The sequence below is a fragment of the Pseudomonas sp. sp1636 genome (assembly GCF_030376615.1).
Lineage (GTDB): Bacteria > Pseudomonadota > Gammaproteobacteria > Pseudomonadales > Pseudomonadaceae > Aquipseudomonas.
Genome location: NZ_JARRAB010000022.1, coordinates 24,902 through 43,936 on the forward strand (window position 1 = coordinate 24,902; position 19,035 = coordinate 43,936).

The following is a 19,035-nucleotide window of genomic DNA, read 5'->3' on the forward strand; positions in this document are numbered from 1 at the left end:
GCCCGGAGCCTAGGCGTAATCCAGGTTATGCAACCGCAACACTCACCACGAACCATAGGGGATACCCTGCTGTTCGATATAGGCCTTGGCGGCGGGTTCCAGTGGACGGTGTCGCCCCTCTGACAAGCCTTGGTAAGGCCCCTTGGGCTCGATCTCGGCCTGTACACGCAGGATTTCCGTACCTTTGAAGCAGGGGCCGCTGACCCACAGCTTGGCAATGCCGCCAGGGGCCAGGCCGATGGTTACCGCATTGCGGTAGTCGGTCGCCCAACCGCTAATAGGACACTTTACTTTTTCGGGTTTGCGCATCAATTCGCGAGCCGAATGCGGGACATCCAATATGGCTCGGTAGGTTTGCGGTTCTGCCAGCGATTGCCAACGTACAAAAATACGTTGAGGCAACTCCATCCGATTGAGATGAACACCAGCGCCGGCGCCAACATATTCAGGCCAACCCGTTGGGTCACCGGAGCCATCCTCAGGTTGATGGATCGAGACCGTACCTTTCATGGCTTCGGTAAAGGTGATGCCCCGGGTATCTGTGACATCGACAGTTTCCAACCAGACATCCATATAGTCCGGCGCGAAGAAGCTCAGGTACCAGGCGTTGAAAGGCTTGGGCGGCTCAGCCTCGCCACAAAGGGCAGGCCAGGGGGTGAGAAGGGCTAGAGCGAGCAGCAAACGTTTCATAACAGGGATACCGGATCGGGTTTGTTCGGATGGATGGCGCGCTGGCTATCCTTCGCCGGGCGGTTGACGAAGTGAACGGTCAGCGCGCCACTCTCGCCGGGATAGACATTCCAATGGGCCGCCTGGTGCAGGAAGTGGGCGTAGAGCAGATCCTGCTCCTCGAACTCAAGGTTCAACCGCGCCTTACCCTGGGCATAGGCCATCAGCTTGTCAGCAATGGTCTGAAGCTGCCGAGGAATGGCCGTTTCGGGATCGAACTCGTCCAGCAACTTGAACGGCGCCCCCGCTTCCTGAGCCAGGGCATGCATGATGCGCAAGGGAATGCGCCCATACTCGCCGCGCACGCGACGCTCCAGTTTGACCTGGGCATAGATCACCTTGCGGCGAATGGGGCTTTCGGTGGAACGCACCTGCCGCCAGTCGATGTACAACTTGCCATTGGGCCGCGCCAGATCGATCAGGCCACGTTGCCACCATGACTCCAAAGCTTGACTGGCCTGCTTCCAGGCCTGGCTTGCCTCATTGGCCAGGCGGTTATCCACCTCGTCACGGAAGGGGCGGGTGAGGAACAGTTTTTCCTCGGCCGCCAGCGGGTAGTTGCCGCCGATGTCGCCATGGGCACCCGGCAAGACGATCTCGGCAAAGTTCGGCTGGCTGCTGTTGAGCGAGTAGTTGTGGCGGTATTCGTCGCCGGCCACCAGGTGGATCACTCGTTTTGCGCTATCCGGCGCCAGATGCAGCTTCAGGTCGCCGTTCCGGTCGTCGTTCACGTCCCAGCCATCGCTCAGCCCACCTATGGCCGCCACGGTGTCGAACAGGCCGACCAGGTTGACCTGCACATCGTGGCCGAAGCGCCAAGTGAAACTCTTCACCAGTGGCGCTTGGGATGCCGGCAAAGCTTTGGCCAATACGGATGAACTGCCCCTACGCAAATCATTGACGAAATGCCGGGCCGCCGCTGCACCTCGGCTAAAACCGAAAACATCGATTTCCAATGACGCGATCAGAATATCTGGATTCTTACTCAACAAGAACTTGAGTCGCTCGAGAAACAGGTTTCCGCTGATGGTGACTTTCTCAAGTACACCTGTATCTCCCGTGCCGAGAGCCATATCAGGAAACTGCTGATCCGGCTTGTCGGTCTCAGTACCTGCACCTTCGATATAGATGCGGAGCAAGGCTTGTTGATCGGTACGTTTAAGAGCTTGAAGCGAGTCGTCTCCATATAGATCGTACAACCGCGCAATATTGGTCCGCTGCCGCCCATAACTACTCATAGAGTCCATCTGGTGCGGCGGGCAGTATTCGAGCAGGGCGCGCTCATCGGCTGCGTCGTAGCCAAGTTGGTTGGCGCGGCACTGCTCGCCCCGCGCCACGTTGGCAGCGTTGTCGCCGGTGCCGTCGAAGAAGAAGCCTACGCGCAGGGTGATGCCCTGCTGCACGTCCTCCTCCAGCTCTTCTTCCTCGTCCTCCTCCAGGCCCAACGGTGCCGCATCGCCGGGCTCTTCCTGCCAGTTGCGCGCCATTGTGTCGGCTGGGCGTTGCGGCAGAGAGGGCGTGCTGGGGGGCAAGGCCTGGACGGAACTCGCAGCGATGGCCAAAGGCGTGGGCGGGGTAAACGACGCGGGCGTATGGCTGTTGCCGATGAGCACGCTGCCGGAGCCGGCGATCACCGCATTGCCGTGGCTGCCTATGGTGCCGAGGGTGGTGGCCGGCATGTTGTTGATCCGCACATTGGCGACCACATTGCCGGCCAGGGCGCTGCCGCAGGCGGTGGGGTCGCCCTGGCGGGCAGCGGGCAGGCCGTCGAATTGAACGTCCGGCGAGCCGGCGCTGACGGGGTTGCTGCCATGCCCGGGAACGGGGCAGGCGGTGGGGTCGGTGGCACGGGCAGCAGGTTTGCCAGACATGACCAATCTCCTTATCGGTTACGGCAGGGTCGAGACCTTGCCGCAACAGGGCGGCTTGGCGCAATCGTAATGGTCTGATTTATGCGGTGATTCGCAGCTAAAACCATCGACTGCGCAAGAACTTGCGCAGCTTTAGATAGAGCGGCCTCGCCGCAGCCCGCCAAGCGTCGGCGTACTGCCTGCGGCGAGTAGCGCCCTAGGTTCAAAGGCTCAAACAGGTCTTCCTGGCCTGGTGATTGCCGCCGAACGGCGAACACAAACGCTGATGCACCCGGCTGAGGAAACCGACCTCGAAGGCCCGCCGTTGCAGCCCGCCGGGCAGCACGTCGCGCTCGATGATCAAGTTGGCCCACAGCCAGCCGGTGTCGTCGTTGCTCAACCAGGCCTGGGCGCAGATCACACCCTTGTCGAAGGCCTGCTGACAATCCCACGGCCACTCGATCACCGCACCGCTCTGGCCGTCGTGGCTGGGCAGGTAGCTGGTACAGGGCTTACTCATCGCCAACCCTCCCCTGTGCCTGCGCCAACGAACTGCGGTACAGCACCACCACATCGTTGAGCAGCTCGCGGGCGTTCTGGCAGAGCTCGTGCAACTCCGTTGCGGCCGGCGCAGCCACTCCCGAGCGAGCCAGAATGTTGAACATCTTGTGCAGCATCGCCACCCGCAACTCGGCCGCTGCCTGGAAATAGCAGACAGGATCATCCAGGCAATCGAGCGGCTTGCAGCGTTTCGGGAAGGGGATAACAACGGGGTTGGAACTAGTCATGACGCACCTCCAGGGCGGAGATAGACGACAGGACGGACAGCCCAAGGCGGAGCCCTTGGGTAAAAGGGGGGTAGCGCATTTTCCTTATGCTCCTTCGTGTAAGTAAGGAACCACCTCTCTTCGCTACCACACGAATGGAGGCGGACCGTGCAAGGGTGGTAGACCGACTCACGAAGGACAGCCGGCCAGGCCGAGGCCTGCCTCACACGGCCCGCCATAACTGCACGAGAAAACAACAGGCACAAAAAAAGCGCCTGCTCTCGCTATGACGCTACCGCGCCTTCGTAAACCCTCGGGCTACCACACCCGATCACGGGATTGACCGTGACCGAGGCACTCTAGCCGGATGAAGCGTAATGAGCAACCGGCAGCTGCTGAGCCCCCCAGGCCTCAGACGTTGTGCAAATATCGACCGCCGTCGCGAGGCCGGCTCCAGATGTGCGCAGCAAGGCACGCGCCGGGGGTGTGCGTTGCCAGGCCGCAGGCGCCCTGGCTTGGCTCGAACGGCACACTGCACTATGCTCGGCCAAACCCAGGGACGGTCAGCCAACCCCGCCTATCCGGAAAGGATCGCCGTCACCCCCAGTCTTTTTGTCGTGCAGTCGCCAGCCCCGTTATGCGCAGGGGCGGCGGTAGCCTGCCTGAGTTACCGCTAGCCCAAAGGGCTCCGCACCCCGGCAAACCCCTGGCCCAGTACATGGGTATAGATCTGCGTGGTGCGCACATCGGCATGGCCCAGCAAGGTCTGCACGGTGCGGATATCGCTGCCGTGGCGCAACAGCTCGGTGGCAAAGCTATGGCGCAAGGTGTGGCAGCCGGCCGGCTTATGAATGCTGGAGCGCCGCACCGCCTGTTTGACCGCCTTCTGAATGGAGCTGACATGGATGTGATGGCGCACGGCAGCGCCATCTTCATCCATGCACAGGCCGGTGGAGGGAAACAGCCATTGCCACTCGAACGAGCGGGCCGCATTCGGGTATTTGCGCCGCAGCGCAAAGGGCAGGCTAACGGGAGCCTGATAGAAACTGTCCTGCTGCTTCCAGGCCGCGAACATGCGCTGCCTGCGCTCCAGCAGTGGAGTTATTAGCGAGGCCGGCAGCAAAGTGGTGCGATCCTTGGCGCCCTTGCCATCGTGCACGGTGATCACCTGCCGGTCGAAATCCACATCCTTGATGCGCAGACGTGCCGCTTCTACGACTCTCAAGCCGGCGCCATACATGAGTGAGGCCAACAACTGGTAAGGCTGACCCAGCAGGCCGATGAGCGCCGTCGCCTCGGCATGTGTCAGTACGCAGGGAATGCGCGCAGAGCGCTTGGCGCGCACGACCTCGCCGACCTGGCCCAGTGGCTGATGCAGCACCTTGCCGTAGAGAAACACCAGAGCATTGAGCGCCAGGTTCTGGGTCGCGGCGGCCACCTTGCGTTCCACTGCCAGCCAAGTGAGAAAGGCATTAACCTCTGCTGCGCCCAACTCCAGCGGATGGCGCAACTGATGGAAGCGGATAAAGTAGCGAATCCAGTACCAATAGGTCTTCTCGGTGCGGATGCTGTAGTGATGCACTCGCATCACCGCTCTGACCTGCTCACGCAGACGGGGCTTGGAGGCTGAACTGTCCATGTCGGCTCCTGGATGCTGTGTTTTTATACAGTAGTAATGGTAGAGCAGAATGCGGAAGTCAAGCGAATACAGGAAAACATTTGATGCTCTGGCGTAACATGTTGATCTGCAGGGTTTTTCAGTTTTACAGATTCAAATTGGTGCGTGCTTATGCGGAATCCACTAGCATCGGATTAACGAAGAATTCCATCTAATCACTGTTAGACCTAGATCATGAATGGACTTACACGCGAAAATCCATCGACTATCGCCTTTGTCGTTAATTGTTACTTTAGTAATGCAATTGACACTGAAGAATTGCAGCAGTGGGCTTTCATGGTTGTGGAGTCAGCAGATTCATATCCAGACTACATAGCGGAACTATTAAACTTTGACGAGCCTCGCTTCCACATCATCAGATCAATAGGCTTCAGCCCTGGCCGTAGCTTTACAGAGCAGGAAGATGAGGCAGTTTTTGGTATTGCATATCTCCGTAATCGTAAAGTATTTGACGGCCCGAGTAAGGATCGAGCTTGGAATTCACTACATAACAACCATGAAATTCTTACTGAGTTCCGAACATCTTTCCCGTTCATCCAAGTAGAAGTGCAAGGTCTAACAAGTGGTTCAAATCGTTCGCTTCGCTCACTGGGACGGGCTAAAGCCCGCCCCTTAACCAAACGTTAGGTAGCAATGCCAATATGCACGCCATCAAATCAAACTTATATCCTTGCGCTCATTGCTCCGGCATAGGCACTTGTAAAAGTGGGGCCGGCGAGAACTCATGCGCTGTTTGCATACAGTCAAATGAACTAAAAGGCAAAGAGTTTGCAGGTCTTCCATGTGGGGTTTGTGGCGGTATTGGGCAAGCCGAACCACGCACTGAGCGAATTAACAAACGCATGCCTGTAATAATGGGCTTTATGGTTGTAATACTATTGATGTTTGGTGTATTCGTAAGCGCTATTTTCAAGAGCCAATACTTTAGCGAAATTTTGGCATTTTCTGGCACACTAATCGGAACAGTACTCGGCTACTATTACTCGGGCCGTAGTAATGCAACCTAACTAGTGGTTCAAGCCGTTCGCTTCGCTCACTCGGGACTGGCTAAAGCCAGCCCCTTAACCAAACGTTAGGCAGCTCCAGAGTTCCTATCCGGTTGGTTTACACCCGCAACATCGCGTCGCCAGTAAGTCGCATAGTTAGTGGCATTATCAGAGGGAGTTGGTTTATGCCGAGCACCGTCACAAATAACTTACCGCGTTCACCTTCCAGTTCGGCGGCGCCAGCCTTTTCTTTCTGCGTTGCGGCCGCTACCGTGTCGAGCAGGCCAGGCCTAACAACTGGCTCAAATCGTTCGCTTCGCTCACTGGGACGGGCTAAAGCCCGCCCCTTAGCCAAACGTTAGGCAAATATATAATCCGCAGGCCAGCATGAAAACATATTTCAAGACCGACAGAAGCACTTATTTATTTGTCGCATACGGCATCCTAACTGGAGCTTTTCTTCACTTTGCCAACTCCACAGGACGGGACTCCTTCATATCAGTCCAGCAAAGCCTGAGCTCTCCTGCACTTGTTGGCCTGCTTATTTTGTCAGCCATCCCGCTACTTCTCATACATAACATATTCCGTGGACCGTTCACCCATGAAAAACAGAATTATTATCTAGAAAATTTCTGTTTATTCCCAATTGAAACGGGAATAAACACAGTAAAAGCCCTAATCGGCTTTATACTGGGTGTTATCACATCATATGCATGGTCAACGCCAAAGCTATTAACCATGTATATATTATGGCTCTTCATTCTTTCTCTATTCCTTCTGTTCGGGGCAGCCATTATTCACTATTCAAAAGCCCCAACCATTGAAAACTTATCTATTAGCGTCAAAAAATTTCGCGCCGTATCGCTCTTATGCTTAACTCTCTATATTGTCGCCATAGGTTACGAAGTGATCTACAAACAAATACTAGCCTAACAACTGGTTCAAATCGTTCGCTTCGCTCACTGGGACGGGCTAAAGCCCGCCCCTTAACCAAACGTTATAAGCATCCAGCCGGAGCAACTATGACCCCAAAGCAATATTTGCTGCAGCAAATAGATCTAAAATTAAACGGAGATAGAAGTCGAGTTTTAGAACTATTTACTGACAGTGCAGAATTTGACTACTTGCAATCCATTGACGACCCAAACCTAAGCAGTGTATTTAACTGCATTAATAAAACTTTCGATGGCTGGTATATTGAAAAAGTAAAATTCATGGGCGTACTTTCAAAAGAAACAACAACTTCTTATTTCGTTTGCCGCCAAGAAAGAGGCAGTAGCGAAATAATAGGTTCATTTGATAATGCTCATGACGCAGTAAAACGCTACCTAGAAGATAACAATATAAATTATTGGTAGTCCGCAATAAATTTTAAGCTTAATACTAACCACCGCGAGTGACACTTATAACAATGCGCTCAAATCGTTCGCTTCGCTCACTGGGACTGGCTAAAGCCAGCCCCTTAGCTTAATCGTTAGCCGCTAAGGGCAGACTCATGCGCCGTTTCAAGATACTCAGTGGCCAGACATTAATTGGTTGGTCGGACCTAGAAGCAGGCGATCCCCCAATGGGCGTGGCATTCGGGCAGTTCATACCCATTACCTCATACGATAAAATTCAGGCCTCAATAATTGCTAGCAATGAACTTGACCAATATCATTTATCACTTTCAGCTAAAACAGCAGAGAATCTTAATTTAGAAGCAACTGGTGGTATTCACATCACCGACTTATCAACCGAATTCGGCGGTGAGGCAATTGAAGTTTCTGTGCTTGGCATTGAAAGCTCAGTGTACGAAAAGCTATTTCCGGAACATGTATTAGCTTACAAAAATCAATTTTCGTAATGTCGGCTAACAAGTGGTTCAAATCGTTCGCTGCGCTCACTGGGACGGGCTAAAGCCCGCCCCTTAACCAAACGTTATGTTTTTCCCACCTGCTGAAAATGGTTGGAGTATCGGAGGAAGAATGAAAATACTTGGTGGCAATTTCGGGGTGAACGGCTCTGCCTTTATCAGCCGCGATCAAAAGCTTGTGATCGAAGGTGCGTCAAAGGGCATATACGATCCAGAAGAAATTAGTTCGGTTTCTGCAAATGTATCGAAAGAGAAAAAATTCGGAATATTAGGTTTTTTAGTCGGCGCAATCATACTCAGTATAGTTCTTGGCATGTTTCTCAATGTTGTAGGCGTCTTGATTGCGATAGTAATAGCTATTGCCGGTTCATTTTACTCAGAAAGCAAGAATGTCGTTGAAGTCAAGTTCAAGGACGACAAGGCAGTCACCTTGGAGTGCACGCCCAGATCCGTTAAAAAACTTATCCAGTTTGTCCCAAACTAAAAAACATAACAATTGGTTCAAATCGCTCACTTCGTTCGCTGGGACGGGCTAAAGCCCGCCCCTTAACCAAACGTTAAGTGAAAAAAAGGAATTTCATGAAATCTCAAATTATGAAAATTAGAACACCTCATATTCCAGCAGGAATCTCACTAGAAGAAGGGCTATCTATTCTTAGTGCAACAGGAAAAGTTGAGGAACATGATGATGAGGAAGAACTTTTTTATAAAGTTTCATATGAAAATTTTGATATTGGATTTTATCAATCAGAGGGTAAAGTTACCGCTGCATGGTATAACGATCCAACTGGCAGAGAATCTGATGAAGGCATAAATCAAAAAGTAACTTTGTATTTAGAACGTTATGGGAAAATTGAGGACTGGGAAGAAGGTATAAATAACGGCTGGATTCAATTTTTCAATAATAATAAAAATAATATAGGCATGGCTTATGGTGTGCACAAAGATGTCATTAGGTTTAACTTTTTTGATTAAATCACTTAACCATTGGCGGCAGGCGGACATTGTTTTCGCTCCTGCCTCGCAAAAACAAGTCCGCTGCGCCGGTCGTTATGCCTTTCAAGGAGAAATCGATGGACTCATTCTCAAAGCGCCATGGTTTCTCATCCGTGGAAGAGTCTGAAATAACTATTCGCGAGGATGCTCCAGAAGACTTTCGGGGCTTTCTCATACAACTTTCATACGAGCATGGATTAAAGCCTTCCACTCTGCGTGGCCTTGTATGCAAAGTATTGAAGAAAATGCCTGATCCAGATAACTGGTCAGAGTACCCCAACGTTGACGGCGAGGTAACCAATCTAATTTTCGCCTGCAAATGGTACAAGGTATACGACATACTTGAACGTATCCTTAATTACTTGGGGGAACATAACTACGATCCAGACATATACAACTCATTCGAAAAAGAAATAAATGAGTACTATATTGAGAATGGCATTGGCTGGAAAGTAGAAGGTGGTCTAGTAGAGTTCAGAGGTACGGAAGCATTTGAGTCAGTGGTTAAAAATGCACAGTCTATTGAAAGTGAAGCCGGTCATATCACCGCCAGCAAAGAGCTACACCAAGCTCTTGGAGATTTATCTAGACGCCCACACCCTGATGCGACTGGAGCCATTCAACATGCAATGGCCTCCTTGGAATGCGTAGCTCGTGAAATAACGGGAGATCGCAAGGCTAACCTTGGTGACATTATGAAACGCCATACTTACATAATTCCCGAGCCGCTAGATCAAGCCATAATTAAGGCTTGGGGCTATGCCTCTGAAAATGGCCGCCACATTCGTGAAGGCAGAGAACCCTCCTTAAATGAAGCAGAGCTTATTGTTGGTCTCTCTGCCTCTCTTGGCAGTTACTTAATAAAGTGTCAAAAGGCATAACAACTGGTTCAAATCACTCGCTCCGCTCGCTGGGACGGGCTAAAGCCCGCCCCTTAACCAAACGTTAGGCGGCAGAACAAAAGCAGACCAAACATGGAAGTTATGCAATCAAATAACAAATATTGCTCTCAGCAAATCACTCATCGGCAGCGTTGCCAAAAATCCACTCAGAACGTTTTCGTTCTTACCCGATCTTTTGTGGTGCCTGGACAAATCCAACCCGCAGCATGTGCTTGGCTCTCGCCGTTTCACCGCGTGCACCCACATCCGACTCGCGGCCGGCACGCGTATTCAAGTGCGCATCTTCCAATCTGCACGCCCGCACACGTATGCTCCAATCCACAATCTGAACGTCCACACGCGCATGTTCAAATCCACACATCCAGCGGCATTGAGCAATCACGTTCGGTTGCCGGCGTTCCATCGGGGCGCGGCCTAACAAGCGGTTCAAACCGTTCGCTTCGCTCACTGGGACGGGCTAAAGCCCGCCCCTTAACCTATCGTTAGACAGCAAAGCAAAGCATGTGGAACACGGACGTTATGCAATCAAAAAACCTGTTACGCATTCAGTCTGAAATTTCGCGGCGGCAGTACGAATCCGGCCCGAACTATTTGCTCCAGATCACCAGGTTATTCACAAACGTAAAGGAACGTCCGGTTCGCGCCTGCGCGGTCAGCACACGCTCCAACCGCAAGCCCGGTACACGCATGTTCCAAGCCCACGCCAACATCGCTGAGCACGTGCATAATGTTGCCGGCACGAGTCCGTGGCGCGGTCTAACAAGTGGTTCAAATCGCTCGCTCCGCTCGCTGGGACGGGCTAAAGCCCGCCCCTTAACCATTCGTTAGGGATCACTATGCCGAAGACATCGAAACCAGCACCACACCGACACGACATTCAGTGTGAAGTAGGAGGAAAGATCCACCATGGGCACTACCAAATTTCAAATGGCACAATGACTGTAAGCTGGCTATATGGCTCAAAATCAGCAACGCCTAGCTCAAATCCTGAGGTCATTGCCAAGTTAATTTTGGCGGAACTAGTTGCTGACGCCAAACGAAACAACTTTATTGATTAAGACTCCAGACAAAATTAACCTCTGTATAATTTGGTAAACAACAATGAACGACATATACCAAGACAAACTTGCAGAGTTAGAAGCAAAAATAGCCAAAGCGGAGCAAGAGCGAGATGCTTGGCGAGGTAAATCTACGCATAATTTCACCATGGCTGATGCCATGGTGAAATCGCTGAATAAGCAACTGCAAAAATTACTCAGTGAACGTCAACCCTAACAATGCGCTCAAAGCGCTCACTTCGTTCGCTGGGACCGGCGAAGCCGGCCCCTTAGCTTAATCGTTAGGGTCTTATCGTATGTCGCGTAAACTTCAAACAATTACATACGTGACAATTTTTCTCCTTGTGGCTCTGATAATAGGAGAAATGGCACTTGCTATAAAAATGGCTACGCGCTCAAAACCCTACTGGCTAGGAGACTCTTTATATCTCTCACTATGGTGGGCAGGGCCAATAGCCATAGTTGCTCTATCAATATTAAAGGGAAAGGATTTAATATTCCCTCTCACCTTGGGTTGGGCCTGCTTGGCTGCGGGTCTTTTAGTTCAATACACTCTATATGTACATAGTGATCCATCGGAAGTTTTTCTTACTTTAATTAGCTTAGCCAGTTACTGGGCCTGTGGTCTTTTAGCAACAATATCAATTTTTATTCAAAGACCCTAACAAGTGGTTCAAACCGTTCGCTTCGCTCACTGGGACGGGCTAAAGCCCGCCCCTTAACCAAACGTTATGCAAAGCCAAATGGAGTCCACTGCATTGAACATAAACGAATGGACGCTAGTCGCTTCAATAGCAACGGCAATAATCACTGCACTTGCATTATTTTTCACAGTGCGTAGCTTCAAAAAACAGCTGCAATTACAATTTTTTGCAGATTACACAAAACGCTATCAAGAAATAATGCTTAATTTTCCCGAACAAATAAACGAGGAAAAATTCTCGATAGAGAGTCTTACACCAGAAGTCAAAGATAAAACCCTTCGCTATATGAGAGCGTACTTCGATTTATGTAGCGAAGAATATTTTCTATGGAAAAACAAAAATCTTGACAATACCACTTGGAAAGAATGGGAATCCGGCATGCGCTTTGCTTTCTCAAAGCCGGCGTTCAAACAAGCATGGAATATATTGCGGCTAGACACAATATACTACGGTGACTTCACCTCCCTAGTTAAAAGCTCAATAAGCAGTGAGCTCGCATAACAATGCGCTCAAATCGCTCACTTCGTTCGCTGGGACGGGCTAAAGCCCGCCCCTTAGCTTAATCGTTAGGGTAGGTTTCACAATAGGGAACTAAAATGCTCAATATACAAATCACGGAACATGCCGGTCTCATACCAAAGCACAGTCGCACCTATAGGGAGATAATCTCTCTGGTTAAATCTTGCTCAAATGATCTTAGCATGTTTATTTACAATAAAAAAAGTGACCTGTTTGATTACCTTTCTGAAAGAGAGAAGATAAGGGCTGATCTACTACTTGATTCGGTCGGGGCAGTAGATGAAAATAGAAAAAATCTAATTCTGGCAGTTTTGCCGGAAACTGGTGAGTTCCTTGGTTTTGCAATTTGCTCTCCAAATCTAGTTCAATCAGATAGCACATCAATTACCATGATTGCCGTAAAAGAATCTTTTAGAAAAAAAGGGGTGTTTCGAGAGATCGTTAAATATATTCAATCGAAGTTCTCGCATGTGTCATTAACCTGCAAGCCTGAGCTAGTTTCGTTATATGAAAAAATCGGGTTTAATGCTTCAGGGGTGTTTCAGACTCACATATGCATGAATCACGGAAATGAAAGCGGTCCTGGGAAGCTTATTTCAGTTGACGATGAATATGTAATGCGCCACCCATCCGTTATGAAAGAATATAAAAAACTAGTGGAAAAAATTGGGAAGATTCGTGTGGATTCATGTATAGCCAAGTGGCAGAAAGATTTCTCTATGGCCGAATCCGAAGCACGAAACTTTTATGCGGGTCACGCAAAAAAGCCAACCTAACAAGTGGCTCAAATCGTTCGCTGCGCTCACTGGGACGGGCTAAAGACCGCCCCTTAGCCAAACGTTAGGTCTTTTGAGAAAAGTCATGCCAATAACATTCTCTACGCTTAGTACTGCAGTCGCTGGCACATGGAAGCTAGGTAAAGCAGTTCATGACTGGGCGACCAACGCACCGTTGAAGCAGGATTTTGAGAGGCTCTTGTCATCTCTAGAACATCGCCGAGTCCTATATGCCGAATGGCAATACGAGAGCATGCCAGCTGTACTGTCCAGCCTTTCGGATATTTTGCGCAAAATAAGAGACTTCCGATCCAACCATCCAAATAATGTAGAGCTCGGAGTTTTACTTGGAGAACTGATCGTCTCATTGCAAGAAAGCCTCGATAAATTACACAACTCTCATCCAGTAACTCCATCAGAAGAGATGAAAGCTTACAGAGTACTTCTAAAAATCAGGAGCGATATGGCCAAGGCGCTAGCCATCTTGTGCGGTAAAACTGGCGTCTCACCTCAAGGCAGCGATCTTCAAAAATTCATCATGGACATGGCTTTGGTGCGCCCAAAGACCTAACAACTGGTTCAAATCGCTCGCTTCGCTCACTGGGACGGGCTAAAGCCCGCCCCTTAACCAAACGTTAGATATTTATGCAGATAATCGAGTGGTTCATAACAGCTACAACGTGGACAAATGAGAATCAAGGCATTCTCAGTGTCGCGCTATTCGTGATCACTGTAATTTTTGGCTGGTTTAGCGGAATTTTCTCTGCTCTACGTCGAAAGCCAAAATTCAAAATAGAAACTATTCCCGGCCCAACCTTTTGCTGCACATACCTGACCGGAAGCAAGCACCAAGAATATGATGCACATCAAACAGCAATAGCCATTTATTTGCACATCTCAAATATTGGCGCTGCTCCATCTAGTATTCATAAAGTCAGAGTTGGGTATCATTGGAACCTCAAACCATGGAGCATTCTTTGGCTCAAAAACTCCATAGGCTGGTTTTGGATTGAGCATCAGGCAGCAGCACTTACTGATTTCCAAGTAGAAATCGGAGATAGCATAAAAATTTATCCATTCCTAACCCAGAAAAATCATTTATCCACTGCCAGGCCCGAAAATTTCCTCGAAATAGGCCAGTCCATAAATGGCGTTGTCTACTTTGAACAACCTGAAAGCTGGGGTGGTTGCTTTCCAAAAAATAAAAATCAGCTGGTAAACATAAAAGTAGAAATCACCGACGTATTTGGAGGCCGCCACAAAGCTATAGTTAAAATACCGGCAGTGTCCTTAGAAGAAGCAAGAAAATATAATCCAGAATTCGGAAACACCCTCTTAAAGATCAATAGCTCAGAATCAGCAAAAATTGAAGTTTAAATATCTAACAACTGGTTCAAACCGTTCGCTTCGCTCACTGGGACGGGCTAAAGCCCGCCCCTTAACCAAACGTTATATGCCAAGGACACACATGCGTATCGGTACATTACAAGAAGCCATAAAGTTTCAAATTGAAGTAAATCGTTTTTTGGCCTCAAAGAAAATAAAAGATCTTGTCGGCGATTATGGACAACTCCTTTTTGTAGAGGCTGCGGGTGGTACAAGCATGTCAGCCACAAACCAAGGCTTTGACGTGCAACACCCAACCTACAATCGTGTTGAAGTAAAAACTCGAAGATATGAATTAAAGCTTGAGGGCGGAGTAAAAAAAGAAACCCGAGCAGTAGGCTTTAAAGGCAAAGAAAATGGTTTTGACTGGCTAGCACACATAATCCTAGATACAGATTATCGCGTTGTTTCTGGAACCCTCGCAAAATACTCAGAGGTATGGCCAGAAATTCATCGTTGCTCAGAAAAAGTGAATTTTTCAGTGTCTTCCAGCTTGCCAAGTAGCATCGACATTACTGCTGCTTTGAAAGAGGCAGAATTCAATCTCGGAGTTGGCATATAACAATGCGCTCAAATCGCTCACTTCGTTCGCTGGGACGGGCTAAAGCCCGCCCCTTAGCTTAATCGTTAGGGCCTTATCGTATGTCGCGTGAGCTTCAAAAAATCACATACGTGACAATTTTTCTCCTTGCGGCTCTGATAGTAGGTGAAATAGCACTTGCTATAAATATGGCTACAGGCTCAAAGCCTTACTGGCTGGGAGATTCCTTATATCTCTCACTATGGTGGACAGGGCCAATAACAATAGTTACCTTATCAATACTCAACGGAAAGGGTTTAATATTCCCTCTCAGCTTGGGCTGGGCTTGTTTAATTACGGGTATTTTTGTTCAATACACGTTATACGCACACAGCGATCCATCCGAAGCCTTCCTTACTTTAATTAGTTTGGTTAGCTACTGGGCGTGCGGCGTTCTAGCAACAATATCAATTTTTGTTCAACGGCCCTAACAACTGGTTCAAATCGCTCGCTTCGCTCACTGGGACGGGCTAAAGCCCGCCCCTTAACCAAACGTTATGTTTACCAGCCCTTACCTTGCCCTCCCCCAGCTTCTGGCGTACGCTCAGCGGTACAAATAAACGTACGCAGGTGCCCGCCATGTCACGAGTCCATGTAGATGAAGATATACGCCCCCTCTCTGAGTTCAGAGCGGGCGTAGCCACATTTGTAAAACAGATCCATGAAACCCGCCGCCCCATGGTGCTAACGCAGAGGGGACGCGGTGTTGCCGTTCTGGTCGATGTCCAGGAGTACGAGAGGATGCAGGAGCGCCTGGAGGTACTGGAAGAGATCTATAAAGCCGAGGAGCAAATTGCCAGCGGGACAGGTATTTCCCATCAAGACGCAAAATCCCAGGTGCTGAGCAGGCTGTCCCGATGAAAATCGTCTGGTCTCCGCTTGCGTTGGAGCGCGTAGAAGATATCGCTCAATACATCGCCGAAGACAAGCCTGCTGCTGCAGTTAAATGGGTCGATGAGCTATTTGCAACAATAGAACGCTTGGCTGACCTTCCTGAGAGTGGGCGTATTGTTCCTGAGGTGGGCGCACACCGCATCAGAGAGGTAATGTTTGGTGCATATCGGGTTATTTATAGCGTCAAAGATCAGGTTGATATTCTGACAGTACGGCGTAGCAATCAGTTATTACGAGAATCCGAGCTTGGTGGTGACGAAACATAGCAATAGGTATATGGACTCTCCCCACAAGCAGTGAGCAAAGCTTTTCTTTTACCCCTGTCGTCAGCGCGGTTGCATTCGTATATCCGGCCTGTTTTGGGCTTCACCGCCCTGGCCACTCTGTAGTTCGCGCAGCGGGGGCCAAGCGTTCAATCGGTCACGAAGATCATGATTGTTATCGGTCTAGCGTAAATCACGTAAATCGGGGGCGCGTAAATCGGGAACAGACCACAGTTATTCATGTCGCCTTTAAACAAGAAGGTAAATGGGTTCAGTTTATTTATCAGCACCGTAGGGCGTACGCGCAAAGCAGTACGCCCTCGGCCAGGCGGCGCCTTCGGCGGACTGTTCGCTCCGCTCCTGAGTCCGCCCTACCCTCTTCGACCATCCATCATTTGCGCTCAAGGCCTGACAAGCGTGTCTTCTTGCCTCCTGCATCAACTGGCTCCGCTTTACAACTCCCCGCGCAACGCCTTCTCGAACAACAGGCTGTACTCGGCTGCACTGAAGGCGATTGGGTTGGTGCCGGCCGAGGGGTCGGCGGCTGCCATCTGTCCGACCTGTTCGATGCGGCTGTCGTCGATGCCGATCTGCGCCAGGCTGTGGGGAATGCCGACTTCGTTGCGCAGGTGCAGTACCCAGTCGAGTACGCCGATGAAGCCCGGTTTGGCCAGGTTGAGGTAGCGCGCCAGGCGTTCCATCTGTGGCTCGATGCTGGTGCGGTTGGCTTGCAGCACGTAGGGCATCAGCACCGCATTGAGCAGGCCGTGGTGGGCGTCGTACAGCGCACCGAGCGGGTGGGCCAGGGCGTGCATGGCGCCGAGGCCGCGCTGGAAGGCGGTGGCGCCCATGCTCGAGGCCACCAGCATCTGCAGGCGCGCCTCGACATCGGCGCCCTTGGTCACCGCGCGCGGCAGGTACTGCTGAACCAGGCGCATGCCTTCCAGGGCGACGCCTTCGGCCATGGGGTGGAACAGCGGCGAGCAGTAGGCCTCGAGGCTGTGCGACAGCGCGTCCATGCCGGTGGCGGCGGTGACCTTGGCCGGCAGGCCGATGCTCAGTTGCGGGTCGAGGATGACCAGGGCCGGGAGCATTCTGGGGTGGAAGATGATGCGCTTGATGTGCTCGACTTCATCGGTGATCACCGCGGCGCGGCCGACTTCCGAGCCGGTACCGGCGGTGGTCGGCACCGCCACCACCGGGGCCATGCCGGCGACGTCGACGCGGTTGCAGTTATCGCCGATATCCTCGAAGTCCCACAGCGGGCGGCTCTGGCCGACCATCATGGCGATGGCCTTGCCGGCGTCCAGCGCCGAGCCGCCGCCAAAGGCGATCACCCCATCGTGGCCGCCGGCCTTGAACGCGGCGACGCCGTCCGTCACGTTCTGCCCGGTGGGATTGCCCTTGATCGCCGAGAACAGCCCGGCCTTGAGGCCGTCGTCGCGGCACTGCAACAAGGCATGATCGATCATCGACAGGGCGGCCAGGCCGGGGTCGGTGACCAGCAGCGGCGCGCTCATGCCCAGGGCGCGGCAGGCTTGCGGCAACTCGCTGATGCGCCCGGCACCGACGTGGATCGAGGTCGGGTAGTTCCAGTTCATGCGGTATTGATTCAGGTTCATGGCGCGCCTCACGGCTTGGTTTTCAGGTGGAAGGATTTCGGCCGGGTCAGGTGTTCATAGCCAAGACTCGACAGGCTGCAGCCGCGCCCGGAATGCTTCACCCCGCTCCAGGCCAGGGCCGGGTCGAGGTAGTCGCAGCGGTTGAGGAATACGGTGCCGGCCTCGACCCGCTCGGCCAGGGCCAGGGCGGCCTCGGCATCGCGGCTGAAGATCGCGGCGGTGAGGCCGAATTCGCTGTCGTTCATCAGCGCCACAGCCTCCTCGTCGTCCTTGACCTTCTGGATGCCGACCACTGGGCCGAAGGATTCCTCGGTCATCACCCGCATGCCGTGGTAGACGTCGGTCAACACCTGCGGCGCCAGGTAGGCGGAGCCGGGGCGGTCGAGGGCGAAGCTGGCCGGGTCGATATGCGCGGTCGCGCCCTGGGCCACCGCCTCGTTGATCTGCCGCCGGACGAAATCCGCCGCCTCGGCGCGCACCAGCGGGCCGAGGGTGGTGTCCGGATCGTCGGAGCGGCCCAGCTTGTATTGCCGAACCAACGCCACCGCCTGCTCGACGAAGGCGTCGAACAGCGACTCGTGCACGTAGATGCGTTCGATCCCGCAACAGGATTGCCCGGAGTTAAAAAACGCACCGTCTATGCTGGTTGCCACCGCGTGGGCCAGGTCGGCGTCGGCGCGTACGTAGGCCGGATCCTTGCCGCCCAGCTCCAGGCCGACGCTGATGAAGCGCCCGGCGGCGGCGCGTTCGACCATGGCGCCGCCCGCCACCGAGCCGGTGAAGGCCACGTGCTGGATGGTCGGAGCCTGGATCAGCTGTTCGGTGTCGGCATGGCTGAGGTGCAGGTACTGGAACACCCCGTCGGGCAGCTCGGCCTCGACGAAGGCCTCGACCATGCGCTCGGCGCACAGCGGGGTCTGCGCCGAGTGCTTGAGCAGCACCGCATTGCCGGCCATTAACGCGGGCAGCACCGCGTTCACCGCGGTCAGGTAGGGGTAGTTCCAGGGCGCCACGACCAGGGCCACACCCAGCGGCTCGCGGCGGATCAAGCGGCTGAAACCGGGCTTGTCCGGCAGGCGGATGTCGGCCAGGGCGCTCTCGGCGATATCGACCATATGGCTGGCGCGCTCGACGAAGCCGCGGATCTCGCCGGCGGCGTAGCGGATCGGCCGGCCCATCATCCAGCACAGTTCCTCGGCCAGTTGGTCTTCCTTGGCGGCGAAGGCGGCGATGGCGCGGCGGCCGATGGCCACCCGTTCGGCCACTGGGGTGCGCTTCCAGAGTGCCTGGGCCTGCTCGGCCTTGGCCAGGGCGGCCTGGATCTCGGGGTTGGAGGCCAGGTGGCGCTCGACATACAGCGAGCCGTCGATGGGGGATATGCACTGCAATTTGCTCATTGCTCACTCCGTAGAATGCTGTCGCGATCAACACCTAGCCTGGATGCAATCCAGGATGGGCCAACGCCGCCCC

At 52.4% G+C, this 19,035-nt stretch carries 22 protein-coding genes; 15 read left to right on the plus strand and 7 right to left on the minus strand.

Going from position 1 to position 19,035, the window contains the following annotated elements:
- Positions 1–42: 42 nt before the first annotated feature.
- The 5 genes from P8H27_RS18515 to P8H27_RS18535 form a co-directional block, all read right to left on the minus strand.
- Positions 43–690, minus strand: coding sequence for a DUF2931 family protein (locus P8H27_RS18515; RefSeq protein WP_289639159.1), 648 nt, complete (start codon positions 688–690; stop codon positions 43–45).
- Positions 687–2,600 carry a PAAR domain-containing protein gene (locus P8H27_RS18520; RefSeq protein ID WP_289639160.1) on the minus strand — a complete coding sequence of 638 codons (1,914 nt, stop codon included), beginning with the start codon at positions 2,598–2,600 and terminating at the stop codon, positions 687–689. Before P8H27_RS18520 ends, P8H27_RS18515 begins: the two co-directional genes overlap by 4 nt.
- A gap of 202 nt (positions 2,601–2,802) precedes the next feature.
- Positions 2,803–3,099, minus strand: coding sequence for a LasR-specific antiactivator QslA (locus tag P8H27_RS18525; protein WP_289639161.1), 297 nt, complete (start codon positions 3,097–3,099; stop codon positions 2,803–2,805).
- Positions 3,092–3,367 carry a hypothetical protein gene (locus P8H27_RS18530; protein ID WP_289639162.1) on the minus strand — a complete coding sequence of 92 codons (276 nt, stop codon included), beginning with the start codon at positions 3,365–3,367 and terminating at the stop codon, positions 3,092–3,094. The genes P8H27_RS18525 and P8H27_RS18530 overlap by 8 nt, the downstream gene beginning before the upstream one ends.
- Positions 3,368–4,019: 652 nt before the next feature.
- A complete protein-coding gene (locus P8H27_RS18535; protein WP_289639163.1) occupies positions 4,020–4,985 on the minus strand; it encodes an integron integrase in 966 nt (321 codons plus the stop codon).
- Positions 4,986–5,198: 213 nt separating this feature from the next.
- On the opposite strand from P8H27_RS18535, the gene P8H27_RS18540 reads away from it, so the two are divergent.
- The 15 genes from P8H27_RS18540 to P8H27_RS18610 all read left to right on the plus strand — a co-directional run bounded on the left by P8H27_RS18540 (position 5,199) and on the right by P8H27_RS18610 (position 15,946).
- Entirely contained in the window at positions 5,199–5,651 is a 453-nt protein-coding gene (locus P8H27_RS18540) for a hypothetical protein (RefSeq protein ID WP_289639164.1), read from the plus strand.
- A 746-nt stretch (positions 5,652–6,397) separates the two neighbouring features.
- Positions 6,398–6,943, plus strand: a complete 546-nt coding sequence (locus P8H27_RS18545) for a hypothetical protein (RefSeq protein WP_289639165.1) — start codon at positions 6,398–6,400, stop codon at positions 6,941–6,943.
- Between the two features lie 89 nt (positions 6,944–7,032).
- Positions 7,033–7,368: a hypothetical protein gene (locus P8H27_RS18550; RefSeq protein WP_289639166.1), complete on the plus strand. Its 336-nt coding sequence runs from the start codon at positions 7,033–7,035 to the stop codon at positions 7,366–7,368.
- A 137-nt stretch (positions 7,369–7,505) separates the two neighbouring features.
- Entirely contained in the window at positions 7,506–7,856 is a 351-nt protein-coding gene (locus P8H27_RS18555; RefSeq protein ID WP_289639167.1) for a hypothetical protein, read from the plus strand.
- Positions 7,857–7,977: 121 nt separating this feature from the next.
- Positions 7,978–8,349, plus strand: a complete 372-nt coding sequence (locus P8H27_RS18560; RefSeq protein ID WP_289639169.1) for a hypothetical protein — start codon at positions 7,978–7,980, stop codon at positions 8,347–8,349.
- 95 nt (positions 8,350–8,444) lie between these two features.
- The gene (locus tag P8H27_RS18565; protein ID WP_289639170.1) at positions 8,445–8,840 is read left to right on the plus strand and encodes a hypothetical protein; all 396 of its coding nucleotides are present in this window, start codon (positions 8,445–8,447) and stop codon (positions 8,838–8,840) included.
- Positions 8,841–8,938: 98 nt separating this feature from the next.
- Positions 8,939–9,742 (plus strand): AbiJ-NTD4 domain-containing protein, encoded by an 804-nt coding sequence (locus P8H27_RS18570; protein ID WP_289639171.1) that lies wholly within the window; start codon positions 8,939–8,941, stop codon positions 9,740–9,742.
- A gap of 1,122 nt (positions 9,743–10,864) precedes the next feature.
- A complete protein-coding gene (locus P8H27_RS18575) occupies positions 10,865–11,038 on the plus strand; it encodes a hypothetical protein (protein ID WP_289639172.1) in 174 nt (57 codons plus the stop codon).
- A gap of 541 nt (positions 11,039–11,579) precedes the next feature.
- Positions 11,580–12,026, plus strand: coding sequence for a hypothetical protein (locus tag P8H27_RS18580; RefSeq protein ID WP_289639173.1), 447 nt, complete (start codon positions 11,580–11,582; stop codon positions 12,024–12,026).
- 200 nt (positions 12,027–12,226) lie between these two features.
- On the plus strand, positions 12,227–12,820 hold the full coding sequence (locus P8H27_RS18585) for a GNAT family N-acetyltransferase (protein ID WP_289639174.1): 594 nt from the start codon (positions 12,227–12,229) through the stop codon (positions 12,818–12,820).
- An 85-nt stretch (positions 12,821–12,905) separates the two neighbouring features.
- Positions 12,906–13,391, plus strand: coding sequence for a hypothetical protein (locus P8H27_RS18590; RefSeq protein ID WP_289639175.1), 486 nt, complete (start codon positions 12,906–12,908; stop codon positions 13,389–13,391).
- 74 nt (positions 13,392–13,465) lie between these two features.
- The gene (locus P8H27_RS18595) at positions 13,466–14,197 is read left to right on the plus strand and encodes a hypothetical protein (RefSeq protein ID WP_289639176.1); all 732 of its coding nucleotides are present in this window, start codon (positions 13,466–13,468) and stop codon (positions 14,195–14,197) included.
- 91 nt (positions 14,198–14,288) lie between these two features.
- Complete coding sequence (locus P8H27_RS18600) at positions 14,289–14,768, plus strand: hypothetical protein (protein ID WP_289639177.1); 480 nt, start codon at positions 14,289–14,291, stop codon at positions 14,766–14,768.
- A 597-nt stretch (positions 14,769–15,365) separates the two neighbouring features.
- Positions 15,366–15,647 (plus strand): type II toxin-antitoxin system Phd/YefM family antitoxin, encoded by a 282-nt coding sequence (locus tag P8H27_RS18605; RefSeq protein ID WP_289639178.1) that lies wholly within the window; start codon positions 15,366–15,368, stop codon positions 15,645–15,647.
- Positions 15,644–15,946, plus strand: a complete 303-nt coding sequence (locus tag P8H27_RS18610) for a type II toxin-antitoxin system RelE/ParE family toxin (RefSeq protein WP_289639180.1) — start codon at positions 15,644–15,646, stop codon at positions 15,944–15,946. The genes P8H27_RS18605 and P8H27_RS18610 overlap by 4 nt, the downstream gene beginning before the upstream one ends.
- Positions 15,947–16,395: 449 nt before the next feature.
- Here the strand turns inward: P8H27_RS18610 and P8H27_RS18615 are convergent, their stop codons facing one another.
- Both P8H27_RS18615 and P8H27_RS18620 read right to left on the minus strand, forming a co-directional pair.
- Positions 16,396–17,565, minus strand: a complete 1,170-nt coding sequence (locus P8H27_RS18615) for an iron-containing alcohol dehydrogenase (RefSeq protein WP_289639181.1) — start codon at positions 17,563–17,565, stop codon at positions 16,396–16,398.
- 8 nt (positions 17,566–17,573) lie between these two features.
- Complete coding sequence (locus P8H27_RS18620; protein ID WP_289639182.1) at positions 17,574–18,962, minus strand: aldehyde dehydrogenase family protein; 1,389 nt, start codon at positions 18,960–18,962, stop codon at positions 17,574–17,576.
- Positions 18,963–19,035 lie beyond the last annotated feature (73 nt).

Coding starts and splice junctions, on each gene's coding strand:
- P8H27_RS18585 (WP_289639174.1), top strand. CDS start 12,227: ATGTTTATTTACAATAAAAAAAGTGACCTGTTTGATTACCTTTCTGAA.
- P8H27_RS18545 (WP_289639165.1), top strand. CDS start 6,398: ATGAAAACATATTTCAAGACCGACAGAAGCACTTATTTATTTGTCGCA.
- P8H27_RS18610 (WP_289639180.1), top strand. CDS start 15,644: ATGAAAATCGTCTGGTCTCCGCTTGCGTTGGAGCGCGTAGAAGATATC.
- P8H27_RS18595 (WP_289639176.1), top strand. CDS start 13,466: ATGCAGATAATCGAGTGGTTCATAACAGCTACAACGTGGACAAATGAG.
- P8H27_RS18590 (WP_289639175.1), top strand. CDS start 12,906: ATGCCAATAACATTCTCTACGCTTAGTACTGCAGTCGCTGGCACATGG.
- P8H27_RS18560 (WP_289639169.1), top strand. CDS start 7,978: ATGAAAATACTTGGTGGCAATTTCGGGGTGAACGGCTCTGCCTTTATC.
- P8H27_RS18565 (WP_289639170.1), top strand. CDS start 8,445: ATGAAATCTCAAATTATGAAAATTAGAACACCTCATATTCCAGCAGGA.
- P8H27_RS18550 (WP_289639166.1), top strand. CDS start 7,033: ATGACCCCAAAGCAATATTTGCTGCAGCAAATAGATCTAAAATTAAAC.
- P8H27_RS18525 (WP_289639161.1), bottom strand. CDS start 3,099: ATGAGTAAGCCCTGTACCAGCTACCTGCCCAGCCACGACGGCCAGAGC.
- P8H27_RS18515 (WP_289639159.1), bottom strand. CDS start 690: ATGAAACGTTTGCTGCTCGCTCTAGCCCTTCTCACCCCCTGGCCTGCC.
- P8H27_RS18520 (WP_289639160.1), bottom strand. CDS start 2,600: ATGTCTGGCAAACCTGCTGCCCGTGCCACCGACCCCACCGCCTGCCCC.
- P8H27_RS18620 (WP_289639182.1), bottom strand. CDS start 18,962: ATGAGCAAATTGCAGTGCATATCCCCCATCGACGGCTCGCTGTATGTC.
- P8H27_RS18535 (WP_289639163.1), bottom strand. CDS start 4,985: ATGGACAGTTCAGCCTCCAAGCCCCGTCTGCGTGAGCAGGTCAGAGCG.
- P8H27_RS18605 (WP_289639178.1), top strand. CDS start 15,366: ATGTCACGAGTCCATGTAGATGAAGATATACGCCCCCTCTCTGAGTTC.
- P8H27_RS18555 (WP_289639167.1), top strand. CDS start 7,506: ATGCGCCGTTTCAAGATACTCAGTGGCCAGACATTAATTGGTTGGTCG.
- P8H27_RS18570 (WP_289639171.1), top strand. CDS start 8,939: ATGGACTCATTCTCAAAGCGCCATGGTTTCTCATCCGTGGAAGAGTCT.
- P8H27_RS18575 (WP_289639172.1), top strand. CDS start 10,865: ATGAACGACATATACCAAGACAAACTTGCAGAGTTAGAAGCAAAAATA.
- P8H27_RS18530 (WP_289639162.1), bottom strand. CDS start 3,367: ATGACTAGTTCCAACCCCGTTGTTATCCCCTTCCCGAAACGCTGCAAG.
- P8H27_RS18540 (WP_289639164.1), top strand. CDS start 5,199: ATGAATGGACTTACACGCGAAAATCCATCGACTATCGCCTTTGTCGTT.
- P8H27_RS18615 (WP_289639181.1), bottom strand. CDS start 17,565: ATGAACCTGAATCAATACCGCATGAACTGGAACTACCCGACCTCGATC.
- P8H27_RS18600 (WP_289639177.1), top strand. CDS start 14,289: ATGCGTATCGGTACATTACAAGAAGCCATAAAGTTTCAAATTGAAGTA.